Source organism: Erwinia wuhanensis (genome assembly GCF_030484085.1).
Lineage (GTDB): Bacteria > Pseudomonadota > Gammaproteobacteria > Enterobacterales > Enterobacteriaceae > Erwinia > Erwinia aeris.
Map to the genome: position 1 here is coordinate 1 of NZ_JAUJUH010000007.1, position 25,936 is coordinate 25,936.

At 50.8% G+C, this 25,936-nt stretch carries 24 protein-coding genes, 1 tRNA gene and 1 pseudogene; 13 read left to right on the forward strand and 13 right to left on the reverse strand.

Translation table 11 applies throughout. The annotated features are described in order from the left end of the window. The coding region (locus QZH36_RS16180) for a flagellin N-terminal helical domain-containing protein (RefSeq protein WP_445235133.1) at window positions 1–364 on the reverse strand (364 nt) is incomplete at its 3' end. Window positions 365–722: 358 nt separating this feature from the next. Here QZH36_RS16180 and paoA point away from each other — a divergent pair. From paoA to QZH36_RS16200, 4 genes are read left to right on the forward strand one after another with little or no spacing between them, the layout of a single operon-like run. Next, window positions 723–1,436, forward strand: a complete 714-nt coding sequence (paoA, locus tag QZH36_RS16185) for an aldehyde dehydrogenase iron-sulfur subunit PaoA (protein WP_301251312.1) — start codon at window positions 723–725, stop codon at window positions 1,434–1,436. Next, window positions 1,433–2,383, forward strand: coding sequence for an FAD binding domain-containing protein (locus tag QZH36_RS16190; RefSeq protein WP_301251313.1), 951 nt, complete (start codon window positions 1,433–1,435; stop codon window positions 2,381–2,383). Before paoA ends, QZH36_RS16190 begins: the two co-directional genes overlap by 4 nt. A 3-nt stretch (window positions 2,384–2,386) precedes the next feature. Further along, complete coding sequence (gene paoC, locus QZH36_RS16195) at window positions 2,387–4,585, forward strand: aldehyde oxidoreductase molybdenum-binding subunit PaoC (RefSeq protein ID WP_301730650.1); 2,199 nt, start codon at window positions 2,387–2,389, stop codon at window positions 4,583–4,585. A 9-nt stretch (window positions 4,586–4,594) separates the two neighbouring features. Then, window positions 4,595–5,542 carry an XdhC family protein gene (locus tag QZH36_RS16200; RefSeq protein WP_301730651.1) on the forward strand — a complete coding sequence of 316 codons (948 nt, stop codon included), beginning with the start codon at window positions 4,595–4,597 and terminating at the stop codon, window positions 5,540–5,542. 108 nt (window positions 5,543–5,650) lie between these two features. Here the strand turns inward: QZH36_RS16200 and QZH36_RS16205 are convergent, their stop codons facing one another. Next, entirely contained in the window at window positions 5,651–6,550 is a 900-nt protein-coding gene (locus tag QZH36_RS16205) for a LysR family transcriptional regulator (protein ID WP_301730652.1), read from the reverse strand. A gap of 138 nt (window positions 6,551–6,688) precedes the next feature. Between QZH36_RS16205 and QZH36_RS16210 the strand changes: the two genes are divergently transcribed. Together QZH36_RS16210 and QZH36_RS16215 are read left to right on the forward strand one after the other, a co-directional pair. Further along, on the forward strand, window positions 6,689–7,414 hold the full coding sequence (locus tag QZH36_RS16210) for an SDR family oxidoreductase (protein ID WP_301730653.1): 726 nt from the start codon (window positions 6,689–6,691) through the stop codon (window positions 7,412–7,414). A 240-nt stretch (window positions 7,415–7,654) separates the two neighbouring features. Continuing rightward, window positions 7,655–8,833 (forward strand): alpha/beta hydrolase-fold protein, encoded by a 1,179-nt coding sequence (locus tag QZH36_RS16215; RefSeq protein WP_445235134.1) that lies wholly within the window; start codon window positions 7,655–7,657, stop codon window positions 8,831–8,833. Window positions 8,834–9,182: 349 nt separating this feature from the next. Here the strand turns inward: QZH36_RS16215 and QZH36_RS16220 are convergent. Beyond that, window positions 9,183–10,318 (reverse strand): IS3 family transposase gene (locus tag QZH36_RS16220; RefSeq protein WP_445235135.1). Its coding sequence is split into 2 segments (ribosomal slippage): window positions 9,183–10,057 and window positions 10,057–10,318, totalling 1,137 coding nucleotides; the frame shifts between segments, so codons are not numbered across the junction. A gap of 276 nt (window positions 10,319–10,594) precedes the next feature. Between QZH36_RS16220 and QZH36_RS16225 the strand changes: the two genes are divergently transcribed. From QZH36_RS16225 to thcA, 6 genes are all read left to right on the forward strand, one after another. Further along, a complete protein-coding gene (locus QZH36_RS16225) occupies window positions 10,595–11,194 on the forward strand; it encodes a TIR domain-containing protein (protein ID WP_301730654.1) in 600 nt (199 codons plus the stop codon). Window positions 11,195–11,325: 131 nt separating this feature from the next. Beyond that, entirely contained in the window at window positions 11,326–12,942 is a 1,617-nt protein-coding gene (locus QZH36_RS16230) for a CBASS cGAMP-activated phospholipase (RefSeq protein WP_301730655.1), read from the forward strand. Window positions 12,943–13,004: 62 nt separating this feature from the next. After that, complete coding sequence (locus QZH36_RS16235) at window positions 13,005–13,295, forward strand: toll/interleukin-1 receptor domain-containing protein (protein WP_301730656.1); 291 nt, start codon at window positions 13,005–13,007, stop codon at window positions 13,293–13,295. Between the two features lie 135 nt (window positions 13,296–13,430). Next, complete coding sequence (locus QZH36_RS16240) at window positions 13,431–13,844, forward strand: hypothetical protein (RefSeq protein WP_301730657.1); 414 nt, start codon at window positions 13,431–13,433, stop codon at window positions 13,842–13,844. 47 nt (window positions 13,845–13,891) lie between these two features. After that, window positions 13,892–15,034, forward strand: a complete 1,143-nt coding sequence (gene thcB4, locus QZH36_RS16245; protein ID WP_301730658.1) for a Thoeris type III anti-phage system protein ThcB4 — start codon at window positions 13,892–13,894, stop codon at window positions 15,032–15,034. Window positions 15,035–15,037: 3 nt separating this feature from the next. Then, window positions 15,038–15,628, forward strand: a complete 591-nt coding sequence (gene thcA / locus QZH36_RS16250; RefSeq protein ID WP_301730659.1) for a Thoeris type III anti-phage system protein ThcA — start codon at window positions 15,038–15,040, stop codon at window positions 15,626–15,628. A 280-nt stretch (window positions 15,629–15,908) separates the two neighbouring features. Here thcA and QZH36_RS16255 read toward each other — a convergent pair whose 3' ends face one another. From QZH36_RS16255 to proB, 9 genes and pseudogenes are all read right to left on the reverse strand, one after another. Beyond that, window positions 15,909–16,571: an Nmad2 family putative nucleotide modification protein gene (locus QZH36_RS16255; protein ID WP_301730660.1), complete on the reverse strand. Its 663-nt coding sequence runs from the start codon at window positions 16,569–16,571 to the stop codon at window positions 15,909–15,911. Then, window positions 16,565–17,056: a TIR domain-containing anti-phage protein gene (locus QZH36_RS16260; protein WP_301730661.1), complete on the reverse strand. Its 492-nt coding sequence runs from the start codon at window positions 17,054–17,056 to the stop codon at window positions 16,565–16,567. The genes QZH36_RS16255 and QZH36_RS16260 overlap by 7 nt, the downstream gene beginning before the upstream one ends. A gap of 36 nt (window positions 17,057–17,092) precedes the next feature. After that, window positions 17,093–18,114: pseudogene (locus QZH36_RS16265) on the reverse strand (nucleotide kinase domain-containing protein). Continuing rightward, window positions 18,107–18,664: a P-loop nucleotide/nucleoside kinase family protein gene (locus tag QZH36_RS16270; protein ID WP_301730663.1), complete on the reverse strand. Its 558-nt coding sequence runs from the start codon at window positions 18,662–18,664 to the stop codon at window positions 18,107–18,109. Before QZH36_RS16270 ends, QZH36_RS16265 begins: the two are co-directional and overlap by 8 nt. After that, window positions 18,661–19,746, reverse strand: coding sequence for a thymidylate synthase (locus tag QZH36_RS16275; RefSeq protein WP_301730664.1), 1,086 nt, complete (start codon window positions 19,744–19,746; stop codon window positions 18,661–18,663). Before QZH36_RS16275 ends, QZH36_RS16270 begins: the two co-directional genes overlap by 4 nt. 960 nt (window positions 19,747–20,706) lie before the next feature. After that, window positions 20,707–20,782, reverse strand: a tRNA-Thr gene (locus QZH36_RS16280). A gap of 179 nt (window positions 20,783–20,961) precedes the next feature. Further along, a complete protein-coding gene (locus QZH36_RS16285; protein ID WP_253455156.1) occupies window positions 20,962–21,591 on the reverse strand; it encodes a LysE family translocator in 630 nt (209 codons plus the stop codon). Between the two features lie 72 nt (window positions 21,592–21,663). After that, window positions 21,664–22,917, reverse strand: a complete 1,254-nt coding sequence (gene proA, locus QZH36_RS16290) for a glutamate-5-semialdehyde dehydrogenase (protein ID WP_301730665.1) — start codon at window positions 22,915–22,917, stop codon at window positions 21,664–21,666. 10 nt (window positions 22,918–22,927) lie between these two features. After that, window positions 22,928–24,031, reverse strand: a complete 1,104-nt coding sequence (proB, locus tag QZH36_RS16295; protein ID WP_253455158.1) for a glutamate 5-kinase — start codon at window positions 24,029–24,031, stop codon at window positions 22,928–22,930. Between the two features lie 243 nt (window positions 24,032–24,274). Here proB and QZH36_RS16300 point away from each other — a divergent pair, with 243 nt between their 5' ends. Continuing rightward, window positions 24,275–25,375, forward strand: coding sequence for a porin (locus QZH36_RS16300; protein WP_253455160.1), 1,101 nt, complete (start codon window positions 24,275–24,277; stop codon window positions 25,373–25,375). A 138-nt stretch (window positions 25,376–25,513) separates the two neighbouring features. Here the strand turns inward: QZH36_RS16300 and crl are convergent, their stop codons facing one another. Beyond that, a complete protein-coding gene (crl, locus tag QZH36_RS16305; RefSeq protein WP_301730666.1) occupies window positions 25,514–25,915 on the reverse strand; it encodes a sigma factor-binding protein Crl in 402 nt (133 codons plus the stop codon). Window positions 25,916–25,936: the final 21 nt, after the last annotated feature.

A 25,936-nucleotide genomic window follows, 5' to 3' on the forward strand; every position in this document is an offset into this window, starting at 1 on the left:
TTTCAGACAGACGCGCGTCAACTTCTTTCTGGATTGAGTCGATGTCGTCGGCGCTGTTGGTGCCGTTTTTCGCCTGAACAGTCAGTTCACGGATACGCTGTAAGTTGGTGTTCATCTCGTTCAGAGAACCTTCAGCCGTCTGAGTCAGAGAGATACCGTCGTTGGCGTTACGTGCCGCCTGAGTCAGACCTTTGATCTGAGAGTTCATGCGGTTAGCAATCGCTTCGCCTGCTGCGTCGTCTTTTGCGCTGTTGATACGCAGACCAGAAGAAAGACGCTCGATAGCGGTGCTCAGAGAAGCCTGTGATTTGTTCAGGTTGTTCTGAGTGGTCAGGGACATAATGTTAGTATTGATAACGGACATAGTCGTTTCCTTAAAATTTTTACCAGAGTTCGGATACGGCGCCAGGATGCCCGTCACCGTCTGTATTCTTTATCGTCACGCCCTGGCAAAACTTTAAAGCGACTTGCATAAAAATCTGCAAAAACTGCCGTTTAGGATAAGTCTTAACTTGTGCGAACCAACAAAAGAACCAGCCCTGAAATAGTCGACCGCCGCCGCTAAAACTTTATCCTTTTTCATTAATTAATTTCCCTCACAACAGCATTGCGGAATCAAAGGCTATCCCCCGGCCAGTAGCGTCTATGCTTAATGCTCTAAAAACAGAAATAGTCCCTACCTACTTTGTCGTTCCTTTCTCTTTGCATACCGGAGGCCTGGCATGAGCAACCAAGGCAATAACAGTAAGAACCAGCCGTTTCGCCGCACCACGGGCGAAGCCAGTAACCAATATGAAAATATCCCTTTTCACCTGACGCGCCGCACGCTGCTGAAAGTAAGCGCGGCAACAGCGGCTACGGCGGCAGTTGCGCCCGGCGCGGCGCTGGGCGACAGCGAACGTCCAACCGCCCGCGCGCCGGAAATGCTGCCCCTGACGCTAAAAGTGAATGGTGAGAGCAAACAGCTTAACGTTGACACTCGTACCACGCTGCTGGATGCGCTGCGCGAGCACCTGCACCTTACCGGCACGAAAAAAGGCTGCGATCACGGTCAGTGCGGCGCCTGTACCGTGCTTGTGGATGGCCGCAGGCTGAACGCCTGCCTGACGCTGGCCGTGATGCACCAGGACGCCGAGGTCACCACGATCGAAGGTCTGGGCACGCCCGACAACCTGCATCCGATGCAGGCCGCCTTTGTGAAACATGACGGCTACCAGTGCGGCTACTGCACGCCAGGCCAGATTTGCTCGTCCGTGGCGGTGCTGAAAGAGATCGAAGCGGGCATTCCCAGCCACGTCACGCTCGATCTGGTGTCATCCCCGGAAGCGACGGCGGATGAGCTGCGGGAGCGAATGAGCGGCAATATCTGCCGCTGCGGCGCTTACTCCAATATTCTTGCCGCGATCGAAGATGTCGCCGGGAGCCAGAAAGCATGAAGGCCTTTACCTATGAGCGTGTGAAAACGCCCGCCGAGGCGGCAGCCAGCGCGCAGCGCACCCCCGGCGCTAAATTTATTGCGGGCGGCACCAACCTGCTCGACCTGATGAAACTGGAAATTGAAACGCCTTCCCATCTGATAGATGTCAATCATCTGGCGCTGGATAAAATTGAACCCACGACCGACGGCGGTTTGCGTATCGGCGCGCTGGTGCGCAATACCGATTTGGCCGCCGACGAGCGCGTCCGCCGCGATTACGCCGTGCTTTCCAGGGCGCTACTTGCCGGCGCGTCGGGCCAGCTGCGTAATCAGGCCACCACGGCCGGCAATCTTCTTCAGCGCACGCGCTGCCCCTATTTTTACGACACCAACCAGCCCTGCAATAAGCGTCTGCCTGGCAGCGGCTGCGCCGCACTGGAAGGCTTCAGCCGTCAACACGCGGTGATTGGCGCCAGCAAAGCCTGTATCGCCACCCATCCCAGCGATATGGCCGTTGCCATGCGGCTGCTGGATGCGGTGGTGGAAACGGTCAGCCCGGACGGTAGCGAACGCCGTATTCCCCTCAGCGATTTCTATCTGGCGCCGGGCGACACGCCTCACCGTGAAACCGCGCTGAAGCCGGGCGAGCTGATTGTCGCCGTTACCCTGCCCCGCCCGCTCGGCGGCACGCATATCTATCGCAAGGTGCGCGATCGCGCTTCTTACGCTTTTGCGCTGGTGTCGATTGCTGCTGTCGTGCAGCCTGATGGCACGGGGCGCGTTGCGGCTGGCGGTGTGGCGCATAAGCCCTGGCGGCAGGAAGAGGCGGATGCACAGCTGCCGCATGGCGTGCAGGCGGTTTACGATCGGCTGTTCGCCGACGCGCACCCCACCCATGAAAATGAATACAAGCTGCTCCTGGCGAAGCGCACGCTCGCCTCGGTACTGACGGAAGCGAGGGCATAAAATATGAAATTCGATAAGCCCGCAGGCGATAACCCTATCGATCAGCTGAAAGTTGTAGGGCGTCCTCACGATCGTATCGACGGCCCGATGAAAACCACGGGAACCGCGACTTACGCCTATGAATGGCACGATAAAGCGTCCAACGTGGCCTATGGCTATGTTGTCGGTGCCGCCATCGCTAAGGGGCGTATCACCTCGATGGACCTTCAGGCCGCGCAGAGCGCGCCGGGCGTGCTGGCCGTGGTCACGGCGAAAAACGCCGGCAGCCTCGGCAAGGGCGAAAAAAATACCGCCACGCTGCTGGGCGGGCCGGAGGTTGAGCACTATCACCAGGCCGTGGCGCTGGTGGTGGCGGAAACCTTTGAGCAGGCGCGCGCGGCCGCCCAGCTGGTTGACGTGCAGTATCGCCGTGAACGAGGTAGCTGGGATCTCGCTGCGGAAAAACCTGGCGTCACCGAAGCGCCGGAAGATCAGCCGGATACCCACGTCGGTGATTTCAACCAGGCCTTTTCCTCGGCGGCGCTGAAGCTTGACGCTTCCTACACCACGCCGGATCAAAGCCATATGGCGATGGAGCCGCACGCTTCTATGGCGGTCTGGGAGGGCGAAAAGCTGACCGTCTGGACCTCTAACCAGATGATTAACTGGTGCCGAACAGACTTAGCGAAAACGCTGAAGCTGCCGGAAGAGAACGTGCGCGTGATCTCGCCCTATATCGGCGGCGGCTTCGGCGGCAAACTGTTCTTACGCAGCGATGCGGTGCTGGCCGCGCTGGGCGCTCGCGCCGCAAAAAGGCCGGTAAAGGTGATGCTGCCGAGGCCGGTTATCCCTAATAACACCACGCACCGCCCGGCCACCATCCAGCATATTCGTATTGGCACCGACCAGTCTGGTCATATCACCGCTATCGCCCATGAAAGCTGGTCGGGCAACCTGCCCGGCGGCACGCCGGAGACAGCGGTGCAGCAGACCGAACTGCTTTATGCCGGCGCGAACCGTTTCACCGGCCTGCGGCTGGCGAAGCTCGATCTGCCCGAAGGCAACGCCATGCGCGCGCCGGGCGAAGCGCCAGGTCTGATGGCGCTGGAGATCGCCATTGATGAGATGGCGGAGAAAGCGGGTATCGATCCGGTGGCCTTCCGCATCCTTAACGATACCCAGGTCGATCCTGCCAATCCTGACCGCCCTTTCTCGCGTCGTCAGCTGGTTGAATGCTTGCGCACCGGCGCGGAGCGCTTCGGCTGGGACCGCCGCAACGCTACGCCCGCACAGGTAAAAGAAGGTCGCTGGCTGGTTGGAATGGGCATGGCGGCAGGCTTTCGTAATAACATGGTGATGACGTCCGGCGCGCGAGTGCATCTGGATGCCAACGGCATCGTTACCGTGGAAACGGATATGACCGATATCGGCACCGGCAGCTATACCATTATTGCCCAGACGGCGGCCGAGATGGCGGGCGTGCCGCTGGAAAAAGTGGTGGTGCGGCTGGGCGACTCCAGCTTCCCGGTTTCCGCCGGTTCCGGCGGCCAGTGGGGCGCAAACAGTTCTACCGCGGGTGTTTATGCCGCCTGCGTCAAGCTGCGCGAGGCGATAGCCAACAAGCTTGGCTTCGATCCGAACACAGCGACCTTTGCCGATGAACAGGTACGCGACGGAGAGCGCAGCGCTCGTCTTGCCGATGCGGCAGCGGACGGTACGCTAACGGCGGAAGACAGCATCGAGTTTGGCGATCTGGAAAAGCAGTATCAGCAATCCACCTTCGCCGGCCACTTTGTCGAAGTGGGCGTGGACAGGGCGACCGGTGAAGTCCGGGTGCGTCGAATGCTGGCCGTGTGTGCTGCGGGCCGTATCCTTAACCCTAAAACCGCCCGTAGCCAGGTAATTGGCGCGATGACGATGGGCCTGGGCGGCGCGCTGATGGAAGAGCTGGCAGTCGATAAGCGGCTGGGCTACTTCGTCAATCACGATCTGGCGGGCTACGAAGTGCCGGTTCACGCCGACGTGCCGGAACAGGAAGTCATTTTCCTGGATGACACCGACCCCGTTTCCTCACCGATGAAGGCGAAAGGCGTGGGCGAGCTGGGCCTGTGCGGCGTCAGCGCGGCTATCGTCAACGCGGTGTATAACGCGACCGGCGTGCGGGTGCGGGATTATCCCGTTACGCTCGATAAGCTGCTCGCTTCGCTGCCAGATGTCGTTTAAGGAGGCGCTATGCTGCAACAGGCTTTCCTTAGCGACCAGGCTGCGCCAGCGAACCCGGTGCCGCAGCAGGCGCTGCTGACCGACGACAGCGCCGCTATCCTGCGCTTCGCGGTAGAAGCGTTAAAAGCGGGCGTCGCGGCGGCGCTGGTCACGCTGGTGGCGATCCGCGGCGGCGCGGCGCGTGCGCTGGGCGCGCAGATGGTGGTGCGCGAAGACGGTTTGTACTGCGGTTTTGTCTCCGGCGGCTGCGTGGAGGCCGCCGTCGCTCACGAAGCGATGGCGGTTATCGCCTGCGGTCGCGACCGTCAGGTGATGTATGGCGAAGGCTCGCCCTGGTTCGATATTGTGCTTCCCTGCGGCGGCGGCATTACGCTCAGCATCCATAAACTGCGCGGCGCGCGGCCGCTGCTGGAGGTGCTGAACCTGCTGGAACAGCGCCAGCCTGCGGGGCTGCGCTACTTTCCGCAAAGCCAGCGGTTACAGAGCGACGCCTCGCTTATCCGGACGGGCTGGCACAACGATTTTTTCGCCACCGGCTATCGCCCCTGTACGCGCACCATTGTGTTTGGCCGTTCGATAGAGGCGCAGGTCACGGCCAGCCTCGCTCAGGCGGCGGGCTATGATGTGCACCTCTGCGAAGCGCTCGATCCCCAGGCTGCCGGACAGATAGATGCGCATACCGCCGTGCTGCTGCTCTGGCACGATCTGAACCGCGAGCTGCCGGTATTGCAGGCCGCCCTGACGGCCAGACCGTTTTACATTGGCGCGCTGGGCAGCCAGCGCACCCATGCCAGACGCGTGCAAAAACTCAGCGAGCTGGGCTGGCGCGATACGGATATCGCCCGCATCAAAGCGCCCATTGGGCTGTTCCCCAAAGCTCGCGATGCCAGCTCGCTGGCGCTTTCCGTTCTGGCTGATGTCGCGGCGGCCCGCCTTAGCCTGGCGGAGGATGGCTAGCCGGATTGGGCGGCTTTAAGGTACCGACAGGGCAGCCCTGTTCGGCTGCCTTAAAGTTGTTGCCAGGGTAATCCTGCCCGGCTGCCTTAAAGTGCCGATACAGTTGTTTCACCGATCCTGAAGCCCCTCGCGTTCCCCGGCGAGAAAGTCCACAAACGCGCGTAGCGGCGCGGACATAAAGCGGCTGGGGAAGTAAAGCCAGGGGCCTTCAAACGCGGTCCACCATGCCGGGAGCACCGGCAGCAGCTCGCCCGTAGCGAAATGGGGTTGCAGCCAGTTTTCAAAAGTAGCGATCACGCCTTTGCCGCTGCGTGCCAGATCGATAGCCGCGGCAGCGCCGTTAACGCCGATAGTCAAACGCCCGGCGGGATTGACGCTGACGGTTTCTCCCTCGCGTTCAAATTCCCATGGGATCAGGGCGCCGCTTGAATATTTCAGGCGAATGCAGTCATGGTCAACCAGCTCTCCAGGATGCGAAGGAGCGCTTTGTGAATCAAGGTAAGAAGGTGCGGCAGCCAGCGCCAGCCGCTGCGTTCGCGGCCCTATGGGGACAGCGATAATATCTTTTGCCAGATGCTCGCCATAACGGATACCGGCATCGCAGCCTTCAGCCGTTGCTTCAATAAGACGGTCATCCACCATGATTTCTACGTGTAAGCCCGGATGACGACTAAGAAAACGGTCCAGCAAGGGCGGTAAGATATCAACCATGACCGCGCCGGTAACGTTCAATTTAAGCGTGCCGCGCACCTCTTGCTGAGAGCTGGCAACGTCGTTAAGCACCAATCGCATTTCATCAAGCAGCGGCGTCATTCGTTCAGCCAGCGTCCGGCCTGCTTCGGTTGGCATAACGCTACGCGTGGTACGAATAAAAAGCGGCACGCCAAGCCTCACCTCCAGCGCCGTGATCCTTTCACTGACCGTGGAAGGCGACAGGCCCAGCTTTTTTGCCGCTACCCGAAAGCCCTTATCTTTAAAAACAGCGAGAAAAACCGCTAACTCATCCATTGCCCTTTCCCGTGATTGTTCGCTGTTGCGATCACCTTATTCGTATTGCACCCGATTATCAAACAGCGCCGCACAGGTTATAAATCAGACAACGCACTGCTTTCCGTAACGGAAAATCAAACTGACTGGAGCCCGCATATGAAAAACAAAAGTGTTCTTATTACCGGCGCGAACAAAAGCATCGGATTCGAAACGGCCAGACAGCTGGGCCTGCTGGGTTACAAAATTTGGCTGGGCAGCCGCGACAAAGAGCGTGGGCAAGCTGCCGTAGACAAACTTACCGGATGGGGCATCAACGCCCATTTGGTTATTATTGACGTCACCAAAACAGAAAGTATTGAGGAAGCTGTTCAGCAGGTGCTAAAGGAAGACGGGAAGCTGGATATTCTTATCAACAATGCCGGCATTTCGGGCGCGCAGCCGGTAGCCCCGAGCGCGCAAAGCATCAGCGATATTATGGCGGTATACGACACCAATGTTTTTGGCGTTATCAGGGTCACGCAGGCTTTTATTCCGCTACTTAAAGCCGCGCAGGAGGCCAGGGTTATTATGATCGGTAGCGGGCTGGGCTCGCTGACATGGGTCGCCGATCCCAGTCATCCTTATTCCCAAGTACAGGCAATGGGCTACACCAGTTCAAAAACGGCCGTTAATGCGATAACGGTCGCCTTCGCTAAAGAGCTTACCGCTGACGGTATCAGCGTGAACGCAGTCGATCCGGGCTATACCGCCACGGATTTCAACGGCCATTCCGGCCCCAGAACCGTTACCGAGGCTGCCGCCGGCATTGTCTGGCTGGCGGACCAGGCGCCTGGAGAGACCACCGCTGGCTTCTATTTCGATCAAAATCGCGCGCCGTGGTAATGCTTTAAAGCGTGTAATTATCTGAGCAGAGGTGATGCCCTCGCCTCTGCGATCGTGCCCCGCCTGACAGTATCAGCACCCCTTTCCCCGATAACAGATGCAAACCCGCCTGGACAAAAAGCGTTCTGTTGATACGCTGGATAACGACCAGGCCAACCGCCTCGTTTACAGCAGGCGCTCTGATTGACCTGCCAGTCGTACCCGTTCAAAGGTTGTGTATAAAAAAATAAGGGACTTAAAATGAAAAACAACATCGCCTGCCTGACCCTGGCCGCCACCGCCCTGCTGGGCTGTGCGGCTATGTCTGCCGCCGCCGCGCCTTTTCCGGCCACGCCTGATTTATCGGTGCCGGTTAGCCGTTACGTGACGCAGGTAAACGCAGATAAAAGCGTGACCTTCCGTCTTTTCGCGCCGGATGCAAAGCGGGTATCAGTCGTTACCGGTTCCTCCCCGGATAGCTTTGTCTCTCACGATATGAGCAAGGATAAAAGCGGCGTGTGGTCGTGGAAAAGCGGCTCGCTGGCCCCGGATTTGTACGAATACTACTTTGATGTAGACGGCTTTCGTTCTGTCGATACCGGCAGCCGTTTTCAGAAGCCGCAGCGCCAGGTCAATACCAGCCTGATCCTGGTGCCGGGTAGTATTCTGGACGATCGCGCCGTGCCGCATGGCGATCTGTTGACGGTGACTTACCACTCAAAAGAGCTGCATTCAGAGCGCAGGATGTTTGTCTGGACGCCGCCGGGCTATAGCGGCAAAAGCGAACCGCTGCCGGTGCTCTATTTCTATCATGGCTTTGGCGATACCGGACTTTCCGCTATTGACCAGGGACGCCTGCCGCAAATCATGGATAACCTGCTGGCCGAAGGCAAAATCAAACCGATGCTGGTCGTTGTCCCGGATACAGAAACGGATATCGCTCAGGCGATCCCGGAAAATTTCCCGCCGAAAGATCGCCGCAAAACCTTTTACCTTCTTAATGCCAAAGCCGCAGACCGCGAACTCATGCACGATATTATTCCGCTGGTCGACGCCCGATTTAACGTACGCCAGGATGCGAACGGCCGCGCGCTGGCCGGCTTATCGCAAGGCGGTTTTCAGGCTCTCTTTTCCGGCATGAACCATCTGGACAGCTTTGGCTGGCTGGCGACGCTGAGCGGCGTAACCAGCGCAACGGTGCCGGATACAGGCATTGCTCGTCAGCTCGACAGGCCCGAAGAGATTAACAGGCAGCTGCATAACTTCACCGTGGTGGTGGGCGAAAAAGATTCCGTTACCGGCCAGGATATTGCCGGGCTGAAAAACGAGCTGGAGAAAAAGCACATCAGGTTCGACTATAAAATGTATCCTGGCTTAAACCATGAGATGGATGTCTGGCGTCCGGCCTATGCCGAGTTCGTGCAGAAACTGTTTAAATAATGTTTTGCGCCTCCTTCAGGACTGGAGGGGGCGGGGGAATGATTAGAGCGTTGTGAGCGATACTAGTGCTTTTAATAATACCGATACGGGTAACCGATCACTAAATGGTTTATCAAACACCGCTATTAACGGACTCATTATCTGTCGTTCAGCCAGTATAACTATAATTCTCACACTTAAAATAATAACGTGAGGTGGTCATCTTTTGATAGTAACGCTGGATTATATCGCCTATTTTTGCACCTAACTAATCTTTGAAAGTTCTGAGAAATTGGTGCGCATCTAAAAATATACGAACCTTTCATTATATCCATACATGGGGATTAAGGTATGAATAGCCACGGATAATCTAGACACTTCTGAGCCGTTGATAATATAGGTTTTCATATTCAGCCGGTGGCATCTGCTCGCTCGAGCCATGCCGACGCTTACTCTTATAAAACATTTCGATGTAATCAAAGATATCGCTTCTGGCTTCGTCTCTCGTTCCGTAGATCTTTTTCTTTATCCGTTCACGCTTCAGTAGCTGGAAAAAGCTTTCTGCAACCGCGTTGCCATGACAGTTACCGCGACGGCTCATACTGCCCTCCAGGCCGTGCGATTTCAGGAACGACTGCCATTCATAGCTTGTGTACTGACTACCCTGATCAGAATGAACCAGCACCTGTTTTTGAGGATTACGTCGCCATACGGCCATCAGAAGCGCATTCAGGACAATATCTTTTGTCATTCGGAGTTGCATTGACCAGCCGATAACTTTGCGCGAAAACAGAGCAACGACCACGGCAGGATACAGCCAGCCTTCGTGGGTTCGTATATACATTATGTCTGTTACCCAACGTTCATCCGGTGCTCCCGGGTTGAACTGCCGCTGGGGCTTGTTGGGCGTCACAATACTGGCTTCACCTTTACGCGTCCGTGGGCTTCGGTATCCGACCTGAACCTTTATCCCCACACGTTGCATTAACCGCCAGACTTTGTTTACACCGCACTGTTGCCCGTTATCCCGCAGATCGAGATAGATCTTGCGATAGCCATAAACACAGCTTGATTCCATCCGGAACTGCCTGATATGCCCCGTTAGCTTCAGGTCAGCATGATACCGTCGTGAATGCGGCTGCTGAAGCCAAGCGTAAAACTCACCCGGATGCACATCCAGCACCTGGCAGAGCAGGCGGACAGGCCAGCAACGATTGTTGTCACGGATAAAGGCGTACCTCAGTCAGACAGCTTTGCGAAGTACGCCGCGGCTTTTTTTAATATGTCCCGTTCGTCCAGCTCCTTCTGGAGTCGGCGGATCTCGGCCTGAAAATCTGCCTGTTCTTTATTGGCGGAGGAGTTCGGCCCGTACTTCTTTATCCATGCGTAAAGACTGTGGGTAGTGATATCGAGACGTGTTGCGACGCTGGACACAGAATGGCCACGCTCAACAACCTGTTTTACCGCTTCAATTTTAAACTCTTCGGGATAACGTTTACCGCTCATGGGCACCTCTCTTTTAAGTCATCTTAAATGACTCTGAGATGTCTGTTAAACCTGTGGCGATTCAACTTCTCAAGAATACACATAAAGTTGCAGGCTATTCGACATTATTACGTGCCGGAATTATGTCGCAGGAGGATGAATAGTGATACCTTACGAACATTAAATCTTTGTCGATGTAGATCAGTATCCTTACGGTGCCTCACGGTATTTTTAATAGTCGTTGTCAACGGATGCTGGGATTACGTAGATAGAAATTCATACGAAAGGAAGCAAATCATGCCGAGAAAAACATTCTTTTCTTTTCACTATCAAGAAGATGTATGGCGTGCGTGGAATGTTAGAAACAGCTGGGTTGTAGGCAGAGATAAAGAATCAGTGGGATTCTATGATGCTAGCGTTTTCGAAGCATCACAGAAGGAAAGCGACAACGCCCTAAAAAATTTTCTACGCGACGGGCTAAAAAACACGTCAGTTACATGTGTTTTGGCTGGCCAGCACACTGCTAGCAGGCGTTGGGTTCGATACGAAATTGTACGCAGCGTTTTGAAGGGAAATGGTCTGCTGACAGTTGACATTCATGGCGTAAAAAACAATGCGAATATTTTTGGGAAAAAAGGAATCGATCCACTTTCCGAAGTCGGAGTTTACTGTTCGAACGGACAAATTTATTTTGCTGAAATTAAAAACGGTAAATGGGTAAAATACGAGGACTATACCTTGGCTATTCCTGCATCTGATCTGTGGTTTACAGCCCCCACTACCTTGGGCGTAACAAGAATTTCAGACCATGCCCTGAGATACGATTACGCAGCTCAGAACGGCAGAGCAAATATATCTGGGTGGATTGAAACAGCTGCCGGACTTGCTGGTCGCTAGTCAACGTGAGCTCCTACGTTTGTACGTTTTCATGATGCTTGGGAGCTCTCGGTGAACGGATTGATATGCGACGCCGTATCCTGACTAAGTTGTTCGGCTTAGAGCACTCCAGACAAATATGGGTACTTAGAATGACAGTTAAACAACGCCTAGCGGGCGTGCGAATCCACCTTTCGGGCTCGAACAAAGAGCAAAACGAAGATATTGACCATTTTGTGAGTAAGTTTGCGGCAAAAATCTTCGCCGAAGGGGGAACGATAGTACATGGCAGTCACCCTTCGTTTAACGCTCCTCTAAAAAAGGCAGCAGAAGGTTTTATTGATGCAGATGGGGACAAAGGTGCGCTCACTCTGGTACGAGCAAAAAGCTTCGCTACAGCTCAGTATGCTGCTGAAATTGATGATCAACGAATGTATGCGGCTGTCGAGATAGTTCCGGCAGAGTCCGAAGATGGAAATCCGATAAGTGGTTTGACACCCATGCGTGATTGGATGGCCGATCGCTCAGATGCGATTGTCTGTATAGGTGGCGCCTGGTGGAATGTCAATAAAGCAAATGCGGGTGTACCCAATGAACTAGACACCATGCTGGAGCTTGGAAAGCCTGGGTTCGTCGCAGCCGGGTTTGGCGGCGCGATTGCTGGCTATCTCAATGAAGATCCTTCGCTAATAAGACGTCTAAAAAACGGACTGAGTCAAGAGACTAACGAGGTCATTGCGCGTGGCACTAATGTTGATTCGGTTGTCGATTTGATTGTCGAGCAGCTCAAAAATTTGCCCCTCTCACGAAGGAATGTAACACGAGGCCGAAATTTCCGAATTTTGGCTTTAGACGGTGGCGGACTGAGGGGCACATTTACTGCAGCGGTGCTGGCCAAGTGGGACGATATGCTCAAAGCCGGCGGCGGTAATGGCATCATCTCCCATTTTGATCTAGTTGCAGGTACATCGACTGGCGCTATCCTTGCCATCGGTCTAGCCCTTGGCCTGAACCCAAGTGAAATTCTGGCTTTTTACGAAGAAAAGGGCCCCAAAATTTTTCCTAAGGATCGAAAGCTGAGACATTGGCTCAAATCCAAACATGATTCAACCACCTTGCGACAGCTACTTACAGAGGTGTACGGCGAAAAGACACTGGCTGCCGATTCATGCTGTCGCTTGGTCATACCTACTGTAAGAGCGAAACAGGGACAAGCAGAGGCGATAGTAACGCCTCACAGTCCAGATCGTACTGCGTATCGCGATATCTCTGCCGTCGATGCGGCCCTGGCTTCGTCAGCAGCACCAACATTCTTCGACGAGTCGACATGGGAGGGGCCTATCGCCCTCGAAACGTTCCTTGACGGGGGGGTTTGGGCAAACAATCCTATTTTGCCTGCGCTTGCGGAAGCTGTCAGATACCTAAAAATTCCACTGGATCGTATTGATGTGCTGAGCATTGGAACACTCAGCAGCGAAAGCGATTTTACTGACCAACTGGGGAAGGGCAAAGCCGGATGGGCACCTCATAGCGCTGACCTGTTTTTTGCTGCACAGGAGCACGGCGCACTCGCACTTGCTGAAAGTTTCCTAGGACCCACTCGCCATTTGCGTATCAACCAACAAACCCCTGTCGAAATAAAGCTCGATGACAAAGAGGCAATTCAGGAAATGGCTGCGCGTGGGAATGAAGCGGGAAAAGAACACTTTGCAGAAGTACGTTCGAGGTTTTTTGATGGTCGTCATGCCGATGAATGGGAGCGTTTTTAACCGGCGCTTTGCGAGAAATCAATTCACATAATCCCAAGCTACTTTAAATAAATGAGGGTTGTATGTTCCTGGACTTGAAAATTGAGAATGTCGTTGTGTCCGTTTCAGAATGGAGTGATTCTGAAGTCGCGTCCTACAAAGTGAAAAAAGACAACATTGCCATCAGGCTTGAAGAGTACCTGCTTAATGGTAACAACCTGCTGGATGCAGAGAAAATCCAGCAAAGCGTATTCCCAGAGACGGAGATTGACGTATTCATCTCCCACTCACATAACGATGGAGATCAGGCCATCCGTATTGCTTTAAGCATAGAAAAAATTGGTCTGAAGCCTTTCGTCGATTCATGCGTTTAGGGCTACGCTGATGAGTTGCTTCAGAAAATTGATAACAAATTCTGTATCCCCTCGGGTTGGAAAAATTATAGCTACGCACTGAGGAACAGAACGACTACTAATGTTCACCTAATCCTGAACGCAGCGCTCCAGCAGATGATCCATCGTTCTGAGCTTTTCGTTTTCTTAGGCACGGAAAGTTCGATCAAGATTGATGAATACATGTCGGATACGGAGCGACTTTCCTCTCCCTGGATTTTCTCCGAACTTATGTTTGCACAAAATGTAAAACGGACAGAGCGCAAGCAACTCGAATACGGGATGGGTATGGAGGATTATCGGAAATTAGAAAAAGCCGAGTTTGATAGTAAACACGTCGAGTTTAGATACTTACTCCCGCAGTCCACTTACTCGATGGATTATGAACAGTTTATGAAGTGGCTAAGCTCCTACACCCTGTCGGATGGCTCCGATTTCATTAGCCGGATCAGCGGGCTCCAACATGTTGATAAGCTTTATGCGAAACTGGGGGTTGATGCGAAGCTCCTAGAGGCCCCCCGATTCAGCTGAGAAACCACACCATTTGACGATAACTGTAATTGCATACAAGGACATCCATGCTTCCTATCTATCAGCTTGCTGTTATAGGCTCCCCTTCAGACGCGCAACTTCGCGATTTGGAGGATGCGGTTAAAACTGCAGTGGCGATGTACGGGCTACGACTCGGTCAGGAGATCAGTTGGGAAATAGCTCCTGATATGTTTACACCAAACCAGTTGCGATCGAGCGCGGTTGTATTTTTTGGAGGAGAGGGCGTGGATCACCCAAGTTTATCGAGCTTGCTCCTCAGCGGTACTCCTGTAATTCCAATTGTATCCGATCTACGACATGTATCTGTGGAGATTCCTGAGCTGCTGCGGCCGCTAAATTGCCTGGCCTACGCAAATGGCGGTGCTAAGCGTGTCTCGATAGCTCTTCTTGAATGCGCTGGATTGCTTCCGAAACAACGAAGGGTCTTCGTAAGCTACCGTCGGGATGAGTCCAGAGTTGCCGCGCTCCAGATGTTCGATGCTCTATCAGCACGCCATTTCGACGTATTCCTTGATACTCATAGTATTGCGCCAGCAGAGGATTTCCAGACCATGTTGTGGCATAGACTCTGCGATTCTGACGTGTTGTTGATGTTAGATACTCCTGACTATTTTAATAGTCGTTGGACATCAGCTGAGTTTGGGCGGGCTCTTGCGAAAGGTATCAGCGTCCTTCGAGTCGCCTGGCCTGAAACGAAGCAGTCTCGTGGATTAGGTACTGCAAGCCTCGCTGAGTTAGCTGAAGGCGAGTTGGACGGCGGAACAGGACGTATCGAGAATTCCGCTATCGACCGTATTTGTCTTCAGCTTGAGGCGGTGCGCAGCAAAAGTCATGCTGTAAGGACTATCAACCTAGTCAGCAGCTTGCGCATTGGGATTGAGGCCATAGGTGGTGAAGTCATTGGTATGGGAGTAGGGAGGGAAATCAAAGTTCGTCTGCCCACTGGCCGAATGATAGTGGTCTACCCGACCGTCGGCGTCCCGACGTCATCAACCATGCATGAAGCCTCAATAAACTATCCAGATGAATCAGTTGCTATACTGTATGACCATGTGGGGCTACATCCTCAGTGGCTGAATCATATGGATTGGCTCGGCTCGCACATCCAGACAACGAAGTGGGTGAAAGCATGCGAGGCCGGCTGGCAGTTTGCAGATTGGGAGGTTTAAAAAGTGGATTCTATTTTTCTCTCAGCAAGCGTCCCGGTCAATGGACGAGGTGATTATTACGAAACTGCTGATCCGTTCCTGATTCAGTGCGCTGTACGTGAGTTTGCAATTGCGGTCGTAAGAAAAATGAAAATCGTATGGGGGGGGCACCCTGCAATAACCCCCATGATCTGGAGTATTTGCGAAGATCTGGGCGTCGATTACACTCGCTCCGTTGTATTGTACCAGAGCCGATTTTTCGAAGGCCGGTATCCTGAAGAAAATGAGCGATTCGACAATGTCGTTTACACCGACGCAGTACCTGATGATCTAGACGGCAGCCTACATCTTATGCGGCAGGAAATGTTGTCTCGATGCGACTTAGTTGGCGCAGTCTTTGTAGGGGGTATGGAGGGAGTTCAGGTTGAGTATGAGCTCTTTAAGCAATTTCATCCTGACGCAATAATTCTACCGGTCGCCGCCCCAGGAGGCGCAGCACTGAGCTTGGCAAGGGATCATGGCTACTTATATGGAGGCCGCCTGGAAGACGTGGATTTCGCATCTTTATTCGATCGTTATCTAATCAAACCGCTATGCTGCTCTCAATCCAATTGACAAGCCATGAGGTGTCCTTGGGGTTGATCGGCTACGTGCCCATGGATATAGGAAGAGGTCGTTAGGGGGCAGGAAAAGGCGTTGCCGCTATTCGGATTAACCATCTTCTTGATAGCAACCAGAAATACCAAGTTGAAATCATAATGCAAAGCCCTGTTTAATCGGATTACATAGCAAGTTTCTCTGTAGGATCTTGAATTACAAAACATTGCAAGATTGCCAATTACTGGATGAAAATTGGGGTTTTAAATAATATTCAGATTTAGAATGTGAGTGTTTATTAATAGAGTTCACCAGTTCCCTGATCTACACGTTTATAGAAATCAGAGAACTGGCATGGATCAGATATAACTAAGTTTTTGTCACTATAAAACTCAGCGTCTATTTTTTTAATAAGATCATTTGCAGGGATAGAGTGTTCTAAGGAGAGCTTTATATAGTCTCTAATTCTGTGATAGCCAATCGAGTCTAGGTCTACATCAACGGCTTTATCACCAAAATAATAAAAATTTCTTGAAATCAACACTTGGTCAGTACGAGTATCACGTTCAAGATTTGTCATATTGAATGAGCCATCAGCATTGCTATGATGTGAATCTTCTTGAATCCAATCATTGTTGTTGTCCTGATGATAGATATTATCCCCCAACATCTGCACATGACTACCATTTCTGGCTGGCTTTTTAATGGCGAATATATTGCCTTCCCAATAATCATTAAAACTTATTTTTTCAGTCACCTTCATTAATAGAATACACTTTTTTCTAACCGATTTTAAATTAGATCCGCCAACCCCCAAAATCCAATCACCAATGTTAGCTGCCTTCCTAATTCTAGGCTTGCATGTTGCTAAGGTACACATTCCATGAAATGGATTAGGTGCAAAGCCAAAGTCTCGTGTTATTGCATAGGCATAAAGATAAGAGTTTTTTTCTATTAACATACTATATTCCCCCCTTGAACTTTATCCCTATCAGTACCATCAGGCTTTTGAAAAATTGTTTTACCCTCAAGTGCACTGATAATTGCATCGCTTCTCCAAGCAACGATAGAAGTTGCATATTTTTCGAGATTTTCTGGTAGTTTTACATCGCCTTTTAAACCATTTTCATATACACCTATAATAGGTTTACCAAGCTGATGAGCTGCTTGAATTTCCCAATTCACCCATGATCTTGTGTGTGTCTCTTTCCCGATAACTACTATAACTTGACCAGCCCATCTCATTTTCATTCTGAGCAAACGTGCTATGGTTCTATCACTAATCTTTTTTTCATCAGCACGTCTCTGATTTTCAGGTTTCATTCTAACAGAACTATTTCGTAGGTGATAACCTTTTGCTGCAGCTAACCGCGAAACCCCATCGACACTGGCGTCATCTTTGTGATGATGACTAACAAAAACATTTTTCTTAATTTCTTTAGCCATTTTAAAATCCTTTCTAAAAATTGAAGTTATCAGTTATCAAAATAGCCTCATGTTTTTTGATAATGATATTTTTGCTTTGGTCTTTTGCTACCAAATTTTGTTCTACATCTTTTATCTATTTCGCAGGCGCCACTATTTTCCATATCCATTAATGTATATATTCTTTCTTCTTTAGATAAAAAGTGAAATATTTTATCCATTTCCCACTGTTCATTATATTTTTCTGCAATATTGTTTTGGTTAATAGTGAACCAAAATAAACATTCTTCGCTGTTCATTCCTCCTCTATCAGAAAAAATCCAATTAATTCCTCTTTCACAGCCAGGGCCCGAAATAACAAAGTTCATTTCTGTAAATGGAAAATTAACTATGTATGTTAAATCCACAAAGATTTGATAAGCAAGAAAATCACCAATCCCAGCGAATGATTTAAGATGATTAAATACTTCTAACTGATTTGCCGCCGACTTTACTCCTTTTACTATTTTATCTTGGTTGTAAAAAACAAACTTAATCATCCTGATAATCATGTTTATTTCCGTTTTATGCTCTTTTCCTTCTAAAAACCTTCCAAAATTAACTTTAGGTCCGCCAAGTATATACGCGGCGCTAAAAAAAACATACTCTGGGTTCTTTATTGATATGTCATGAGTTTTTTCTCTAATTTTATGATCAATATCAATAATGGTCATTCTCGAGAAATCAAAGGGAGCGTTAATTTCATTCAGGGTCTCACTTTTGTTTATTACCCTAAAGAGAAATGAATTGAGTATTTTATTTTCATAAGTCACATCGCTATTATTAATTATATTAGCCAAAAGCCATTTTGTTTCTCTATCCCATGTTCTCTTGGTATTAACGAATTTATAACTCCTCAAAATTTCGTCATCTGTCCAATAAGGTGGGTATTTAAGTATTTCCTTCCTGTAATATATAGAAGTCCTTTCTCGTTGATGATAAAACCATTCCCTGATAACATTTTCATTTAATATTGGCTTGGCGGTTTTAATTTTAATCTCACTAACATTACAAAATAGTTGATCGTTCTTATTATCCATTGGATAGTTCCTCTTCAAAGAAAAACTTAAAACTATCTATTCCACTTGTATTGTTATGAAAGTGATAATCTGCCTTTCCTTTATTCTCAATTACCTGATTGTCAATCTCATATTTTTTATAATCATTTGCTTCCCTTTCTATATAGATTACAGTAAACTGATTATCCTTGCACCATATGAACTCTTCATTAGATCTTATATCAGTAATTATTATTCTTCTTTCATTAACCGTACTATTTGATTGTAGAAGGTTTAACTCTTCTGATAGCATTCTAATAAATATCTTCTCTTCAATCTCTCTTAACTTATTTAGACTTAACCATATATCTCTTGGGGAATAATTGATAACTTCACCAGTCGATAAGGAAATATTTAGTGGGGATGTTTTCTCTTTAGAAGGATAATCTTTTTCCATCCATGGGTAAATGTAATGCGCTAATTTTTTAAGTTGATCACTAAATGATAATCTTATAAACCCATGCTTATACATCAGATAATTTGCAAGAAAATCCTTCCCACTACCTGATATACCCATGAAAGCAATTTTCATATATTTCCCTTATTGGACCTATTAAAGTAGTTTGAATTTACGCTTAGGCTGAAATCATTACTTAACTTAGTGCTCAATGCTATTGGCTGATCAAATCTAACTTGGTATACATATGATAAAGCAGCTTCTGCATATCCCCATAACAGGTTATTTTCTATTTTTACAGAGTGTTTATCGAATATGTTTTTTAGCTTAGCAACTTCCTGAGTTAAAGCATTAACGTTATGAGGTAAGTCTGTTATTTTTGAATCAAGAAATGAGACTATTTCACAGAATAACATTTTTATAGTGAGTAATGATGATGGGAATGCAATTTCATCATCATTGACTAAATCTATTATTTGTCTTTCCTTAAATTTGAAAATATCTCTAGCTTGCTCTATCCTATCTTCATAAATATGCAGATTTGTTATTGAATGATGCAAATATCCGAGTTTAATTTGACTATCAACTTCTCGCTGTAATATAGATAGCACAATATCCTGGAGTAAACTAAATTCAAAAATATTAATATTACTTACCCCGAATATCAAGTCTCCACTTCTTTGAATTATTTTAATATTTAGTTTCTTATCCGGAGTGATAAAGAAATGAATTAAATTATTACAGGGTATGTCAGCGCTATTCTCTAAATTGTATCTTTTTCTAAGACTGTCATTAGTGTCTCTGTCAGGCATGTATAAACTGATAACGGCTCGCCTAGTAAAAATCCCGTCATTTTTGAATTGTTGTACAACGTTCTCTAGTTGCCCATGAGCGTAAAGCCTTTCTCCATAAGCAGCTCGCCAAATGATTCCATCATCTGAATATTTAGGAGCTCTTGGCAGAAAAAAAGTTAAATATGGATGAATCCGATTATCACCTGCAAAAACCCACATTGCCTCGGCGAAAGTTGAGAATATGTTGTTTTTTCGACCGAATAAACTTAAATGCCTTGATCTTGGATTCCTCAGGATCATACTAACATCATAGATAGTCACAGCATCCCCATTCCTAGTCGGTATGCTGATACCCTCAAAGAGCACTTTTTCTATGACTTTTATCATTAGATCGTTAATAGTTTCTCCGTAGATGGTGTGCATAAACCAAACCTCATGCTATGAAAGAGCAATCCATTAATTGATAAATTGTGTTTGACTTTTGATATAAATCTTGCCCCCCCCCCCCCCTGAATCAGGGATGCCCAAGCGAAAATAATTCCATTTTCTGCTAAGAATGGGCTCGAATGCGCTAGCCAAGCGAATGTCATAGTCAGCAAGTTATATACCAAGCTACCGCCCTCAGCTGCATAAGCACTGCATGCGGTAAATGTGCAAAAATATTACACAGAGTAAGCTAACCATCAAACTCGCAATCAGATAACGACTAAAATTAAATTTTATTCGCTACAGGATGATTAATCGAGTTGTTTGAGATTAAAAATGCCCCAGATAAGTAAGAAGATGTTCAAATGGTGATGTAGGTAACAATCCTCTAGCCATTTTCACCATAGAAAACAAAGGGCGCTATGATCTCAAACACGTAGTACAGGCTCGGTGCCAAGTGAGTAAACTCTCAACCAAGAAGTGGCTCACATGGTTAAACCAGCTTATCAAAAGAATGAATCATTTCGATAAAAGACTCTACGTCCGCTTCTCGCTCAAAGATGCCTGTCAATTTAACAGGATATTGGATGCATTTTTTTGTTGGAGATGACCAAGTAAAATGCAAACGGGTAGTCAAATGAATGCAAATACCCAAATGGGCGACTAAACGTGTTTGTATGTATGTTTTTTTAGTAACATCCTTTCGACCCATTCGTGCAGGCAGTGAACTGACAACCTCCGTAACCAGAAGCCATCAAAGTAGTAACATTGCTCAAAAGACAAGACAGGCGGGAGCTACAAGGTAATACATGCTGTTAGCATACCCTTGCATTGAGTCACAAACAATCTCACTGTATCTGCCACAATTTTGCCACACTCACAACGCGCAAAAATGCATATTCGTGTTAAAAAAAGCAAAACAATGCAAAAGTAACCAAATGATTTTATTAGAAAAGATGGTGCCGATAATAGGAGTCGAACCTACGACCTTCGCATTACGAATGCGCTGCTCTACCAACTGAGCTATATCGGCTTTTTGAAGGGATACTGCGGTCACTACGTTAAAAAAAACCTGACGCGGAGTCAAGCGCCTGCGGACTAAATGATGACTTTATAATCAACAGGTAACGCCCGCCCCGTTTTTTGCTTGCTCTGCTTTTCTTCCTCTCTTCTGGCCTGTCTGGCGGTTCGCGGTCTGCTCGTCCTTCCGCGTTACTTCCGCCCTTCCAGCAGCATGCGCATCGCCAGGCCGGTTAACACCGTGCCCATCAGCCAGCGCTGAAGCTTTTGCCACGTTGGGCGCCGTGCCAGAAAGCCAGCAATACTGCCAGCGGCAAAGATAAGTGAGCCATTAACCAGCATACTGATCGCGATTTGGGTAAAGCCAAGCTGCAAAGACTGGGACAATACGTCGCCCTGCTCCGGTCGGATAAACTGCGGCAACAACGTGAGGTAAATAACCGCCGCTTTAGGATTTAACAGGTTGGTCAGCAAGCCCATAGTAAACAGCTTACGGGTGCTGTCGGGCGGCAGGTCGCGCAGCGCAAAAGGTGATTTACCGCCAAAAACAGCCTGCCAGGCCATATAGAGCAGATAGCAGGCCCCCGCAATGCGCAGCGCCTCATAAGCCAGCGGCACCGCCATAACCAGCGCGGTGATCCCCAGCGCGGCGCAAACCATATAGAAAATAAAACCGAGCGCCACGCCGCTCAGCGAGACAAAGCCCGCGCGGCGGCCCTGGCACAGGGAACGGGAAAGCAGATAGATCATATTCGGGCCTGGCGTCAGCACCAGCCCAAAAGCGATAGCCGCGAAGGGAAGCAGTTGGGAAAACGTAATCATCAGAACCTTCCTTTTTAGTTCAATTACTTATCTCCCTGTGGAATGTAAGCCACTTCCCTGTGGCCCACGCGATTAGCCGCGCACGGTATCATTGCCGAAAACCACCCATTTGTAGGTGGTCAGCGCCTCCAGCCCCATCGGGCCACGCGCGTGCAGCTTCTGGGTGCTGACCGCCACTTCCGCGCCCAGGCCAAATTGCCCGCCGTCGGTAAAGCGCGTGCTGGCGTTAACGTATACCGCTGAAGAATCAACCTCGTTAACAAAACGCTCTGCGTTCACAATGCTGCGCGTGAGGATCGCGTCGGAGTGCTGCGTGCCATATTCACGAATATGCGCGACAGCCTCGTCCAGTCCGTCCACCAGCTTCACATTGAGATCCAATGCCAGCCATTCATCGCGATACTGTTCTTCCGTCACCGCGCTGACCACCGCCGGGCCTTGTTGCAGCAGCGGCAGCGAGCGCGGATCGGCGTGCAGATTAATACCTTCATCCTGCATACGCGCGCTTAGCGCAGGCAGGAACGCCTCGGCTATCGCCGTATGCACCAGCAGCGTCTCTACGGAATTACAGGCGCTGGGACGCTGTTTTTTGGCGTTAACGATCACGTTTAACGCCGCCGCAGCGTCCGCGTTACTATCGACAAAAATATGGCAAACGCCGATCCCGCCGGTGATCACCGGAATGGTCGACTGCTCGCGGCACAGCTTGTGCAGGCCAGCGCCGCCGCGCGGGATCAGCATATCGACATAGCGATCCAGCTTCAGCAGCTGGTTGACCAGCTCGCGATCCGGGCTTTCAATCGCCTGTACCGCGCCCGCCGGTAAGCCGTGCTCCTTCAGCGCGTCCTGGATCACGCGCACGGTCGCGCCATTGGTGCGATAAGTCTCTTTACCGCCGCGCAGGATCGCCGCATTGCCCGTTTTCAGGCACAGCGAGGCGACATCCACCGTCACGTTCGGACGCGCTTCATAAATCACGCCCACCACGCCCAGCGGCACGCGCCGACGTTCAATACGCAGCCCGCTGTCCAGCACGCCACCGTCCATCACTACGCCGACCGGATCGGCCAGATGGCACACCTGACGCACGTCGTTCGCAATCCCTTGCAGCCTGGCAGGATTAAGCATCAGGCGATCCAACAGCGCCTCGTTCAGGCCGTTTTTGCGGGCGTCCGCCAGGTCAAGTTCGTTAGCGGCCAGGATATCCGCGCTCTGCGCTTCCAGACGATCCGCAATGGTCATCAGGACCTGATTTTTTTGTGCGGCGGAGAGCACCGCCAGCTGGTAAGAAGCGGCTTTCGCGGCTTTACCCATTTCTTCAAGCATCTGCTGCTCCTTAACTGACGATCATATCGTCACGGTGAACCGCGACCGGGCCATATTCGTAGCCTAAAATTTCGCTGATTTGCTGGGAATGGTGCCCGGCTATCATCCGCATCGCATCGCTGTTATAGCGGCAGACGCCGTGCGCCACATCGCGCCCTTGCAGGCTGCGAATGCGGATCACCTCGCCGCGCGAGAAGTTGCCGCTGATTTCACGGATACCTTTTGGCAGCAGCGAGCTGCCGCGTTCCAGCATGGCGGCCAGCGCGCCGTCGTCGATGGTGATCTCGCCCGCCGGCGGCGCGCCGAAGATCCAGCGCTTGCGGTTCTCCAGCGGCGTTTGCAGCGCGTGGAAGCGGGTGCCGACCGGCTTGCCGTCGATCGTATCGCCAATCACGCCCGCGCGGCTGCCGGCGGCGATAATGGTATCGATACCGGCGCGGCAGGCCACGTCGGCAGCCTGAAGCTTGGTCGCCATACCGCCGGTTCCCAGGCCGGAGACGCTGCCGCCCGCCAGCTCGCGCAGCGCATCGTCAATACCGTGCACGTCGCGGATCAGCTCCGCCTGCGGATTATTGCGCGGATCGGCGGTAAACAGGCCGGCCTGATCGGTCAGCAGCAGCAGCTTGTCGGCCCCGGCCAGCATCGCAGCAAGCGCGGACAGGTTATCGTTGTCGCCGACTTTAATTTCTGCCGTCGCCACCGCGTCGTTTTCATTGATAACCGGCACGATATGGTTATCCAGTAAGGCCCGCAGCGTATCGCGCGCGTTCAGAAAGCGCTCGCGATCTTCCAGGTCGGCACGCGTCAGCAGCATCTGGCCGATATGAATGCCGTAGATGGAAAAGAGCTGCTCCCACAGCTGGATCAACCGGCTCTGCCCCACCGCAGCCAGCAGCTGCTTTGAGGCGATGGTCGGCGGCAGTTCCGGGTAGCCCAGGTGCTCACGTCCGGCGGCCATTGCGCCTGAGGTAACGATCACAATCCGGTGGCCTGCCGCATGCTGCTGCGCGCACTGACGCACCAGTTCGACAATATGTGCCCGGTTCAGCCGACGCGATCCGCCGGTTAATACGCTGGTCCCCAGTTTAACGACCAGGGTCTGGCTGCTGCTCATTGTTTCCTGCCATAGCTTTAAAAAGGTGAAGAAGACGTTTTATCAGGTGTGGTGCCGGAAGCCAACAGCCGCCGCCCGAAAAGGCGTAAAAACACGGTGCAAGCCGCTAGTCCAGAAACGGGGAATTAACAAGAAGTGAGAATAAATGTAATAAAAGTTTCATCTCCTCAGGGTAAAACGTTCGTGCCCCGAACAACGTCATCGGGCCATTTAAAATTTTACTCATTTGGGAATAACAACAAAATGAAGAAAAGCGCACTGGCAATCCTGACCGCCGCTCTGGCTATGACCACGGCAGCCCAGGCCGCAGAAATTTATAATAAAGACGGTAATAAACTCGATTTCTACGGCAAGCTGAAAGCCATGCATTATTTAAGCGACGCGGACAGCAATGACGGCGACAAATCTTACGTACGTATTGGGTTTAAAGGCCAGACGCAGATTAACGACCTGATGTCAGGCTACGGCCAGTGGGAATATCACGTGCCGTTGAACAACGCGGAAAGCGACGGCACCACCGGCACCAAAACGCGTTTAGGCTTCGCCGGTCTGAAATTCGGCGACTACGGATCCATCGACTATGGGCGTAACTACGGCCTGATTTACGACGTGGAAGCCTATACCGATATGATGCCGGAATTTGGCGCCACCGCGTATACCAAAGCCGATAACTATATGCTGACCCGTACCAACGGCGTGGCGACTTACCGCAACACCAACTTTTTTGGTCTGGTCGACGGCCTGAAGTTTGCCTTGCAGTATCAGGGCAAAAATGAGAGCAGCAGCCGCTCTAACGCCACGTCCAACGGCGACGGCATGGCGGCGTCGGTAGCCTATACGCTGATGCAGGGCCTGACGATTAACGGCGCTATCTCTTCTTCCGACCGCACCAACGGTCAGCAGGCCAGCGTTTACGGTCGCGGCGACAAGGCGGATGCCTGGGCTACCGGCCTGAAGTATGACAACAACAGCGTTTACCTGGCCGCCACCTACGCCGAAACGCGCAATATGTCGCCCATCAGCGGCACGGCACGCATTAATGACGCCAACGTTGCCGTTAACGGTTACGCTAACTATCTGCAAAATATCGAGCTGGTGGCACAGTATCAGTTTGATAACGGCTTCCGTCCTTCTCTGGCCTATGTGCAAACCAAAGCGAAAGATATTGAGAACGGCGTGGGCGATGCGGATATTTATAAATTTGCGGACGTGGGCGCGACTTACTACTTCAATAAAAATATGTCCGCGTTTGTGGATTATAAAATCAACCTGCTGGATGACGATAATAAGCTGGCGCAGAATACCGACGATATCGTTGCGGTAGGCGTAACTTACCAGTTCTGATTTAAATGTGAGCCGCACGGATGCGGTTGTTGTGCCCCTCGTTATGTGTCTGTAAGCAAAGGCTGGCAATCGCCAGCCTTTTTTTATGGGTGCGCAGACAAAAGCGCAGGGAGCAATTAAGCGCCGCCCTGCGTTTTTTTATGCGGTCAGCTTTACCGGCTCGTCAGCGAAATCCGCAGCGGGTTTCAGACCCAGCTCCAGCTCTTCCAGCATCGCTTTCAGGCGCACGTGGAAATTACGCAGCGTCTCTTCCAGGCGTTCGTTGTTTTCCTTTCCTTTAATTGCCGAAGGCTTCCAGTTGCCCTCTTTATCGAACAGGCCGAAGTGATACTCATAGGTGAAGTGATCTTCCTGTGCTTCCAGCTCCATCCACCAGCCCCAGAACTCACGCAGTTCCGGCGCAGGTTTCACATTGACGCAAACGGCCAGACAGTCGAAGAAGAAGCGCTCATCCACACATTTGGCCTCGCGGATATAAGGTCCTAATGTGCCGAAACGCTTCATTAAGCGGCTTTTGGGATGCCCACTCGGTAACGCCATTGTTAAAACTCCTTTGTTGAG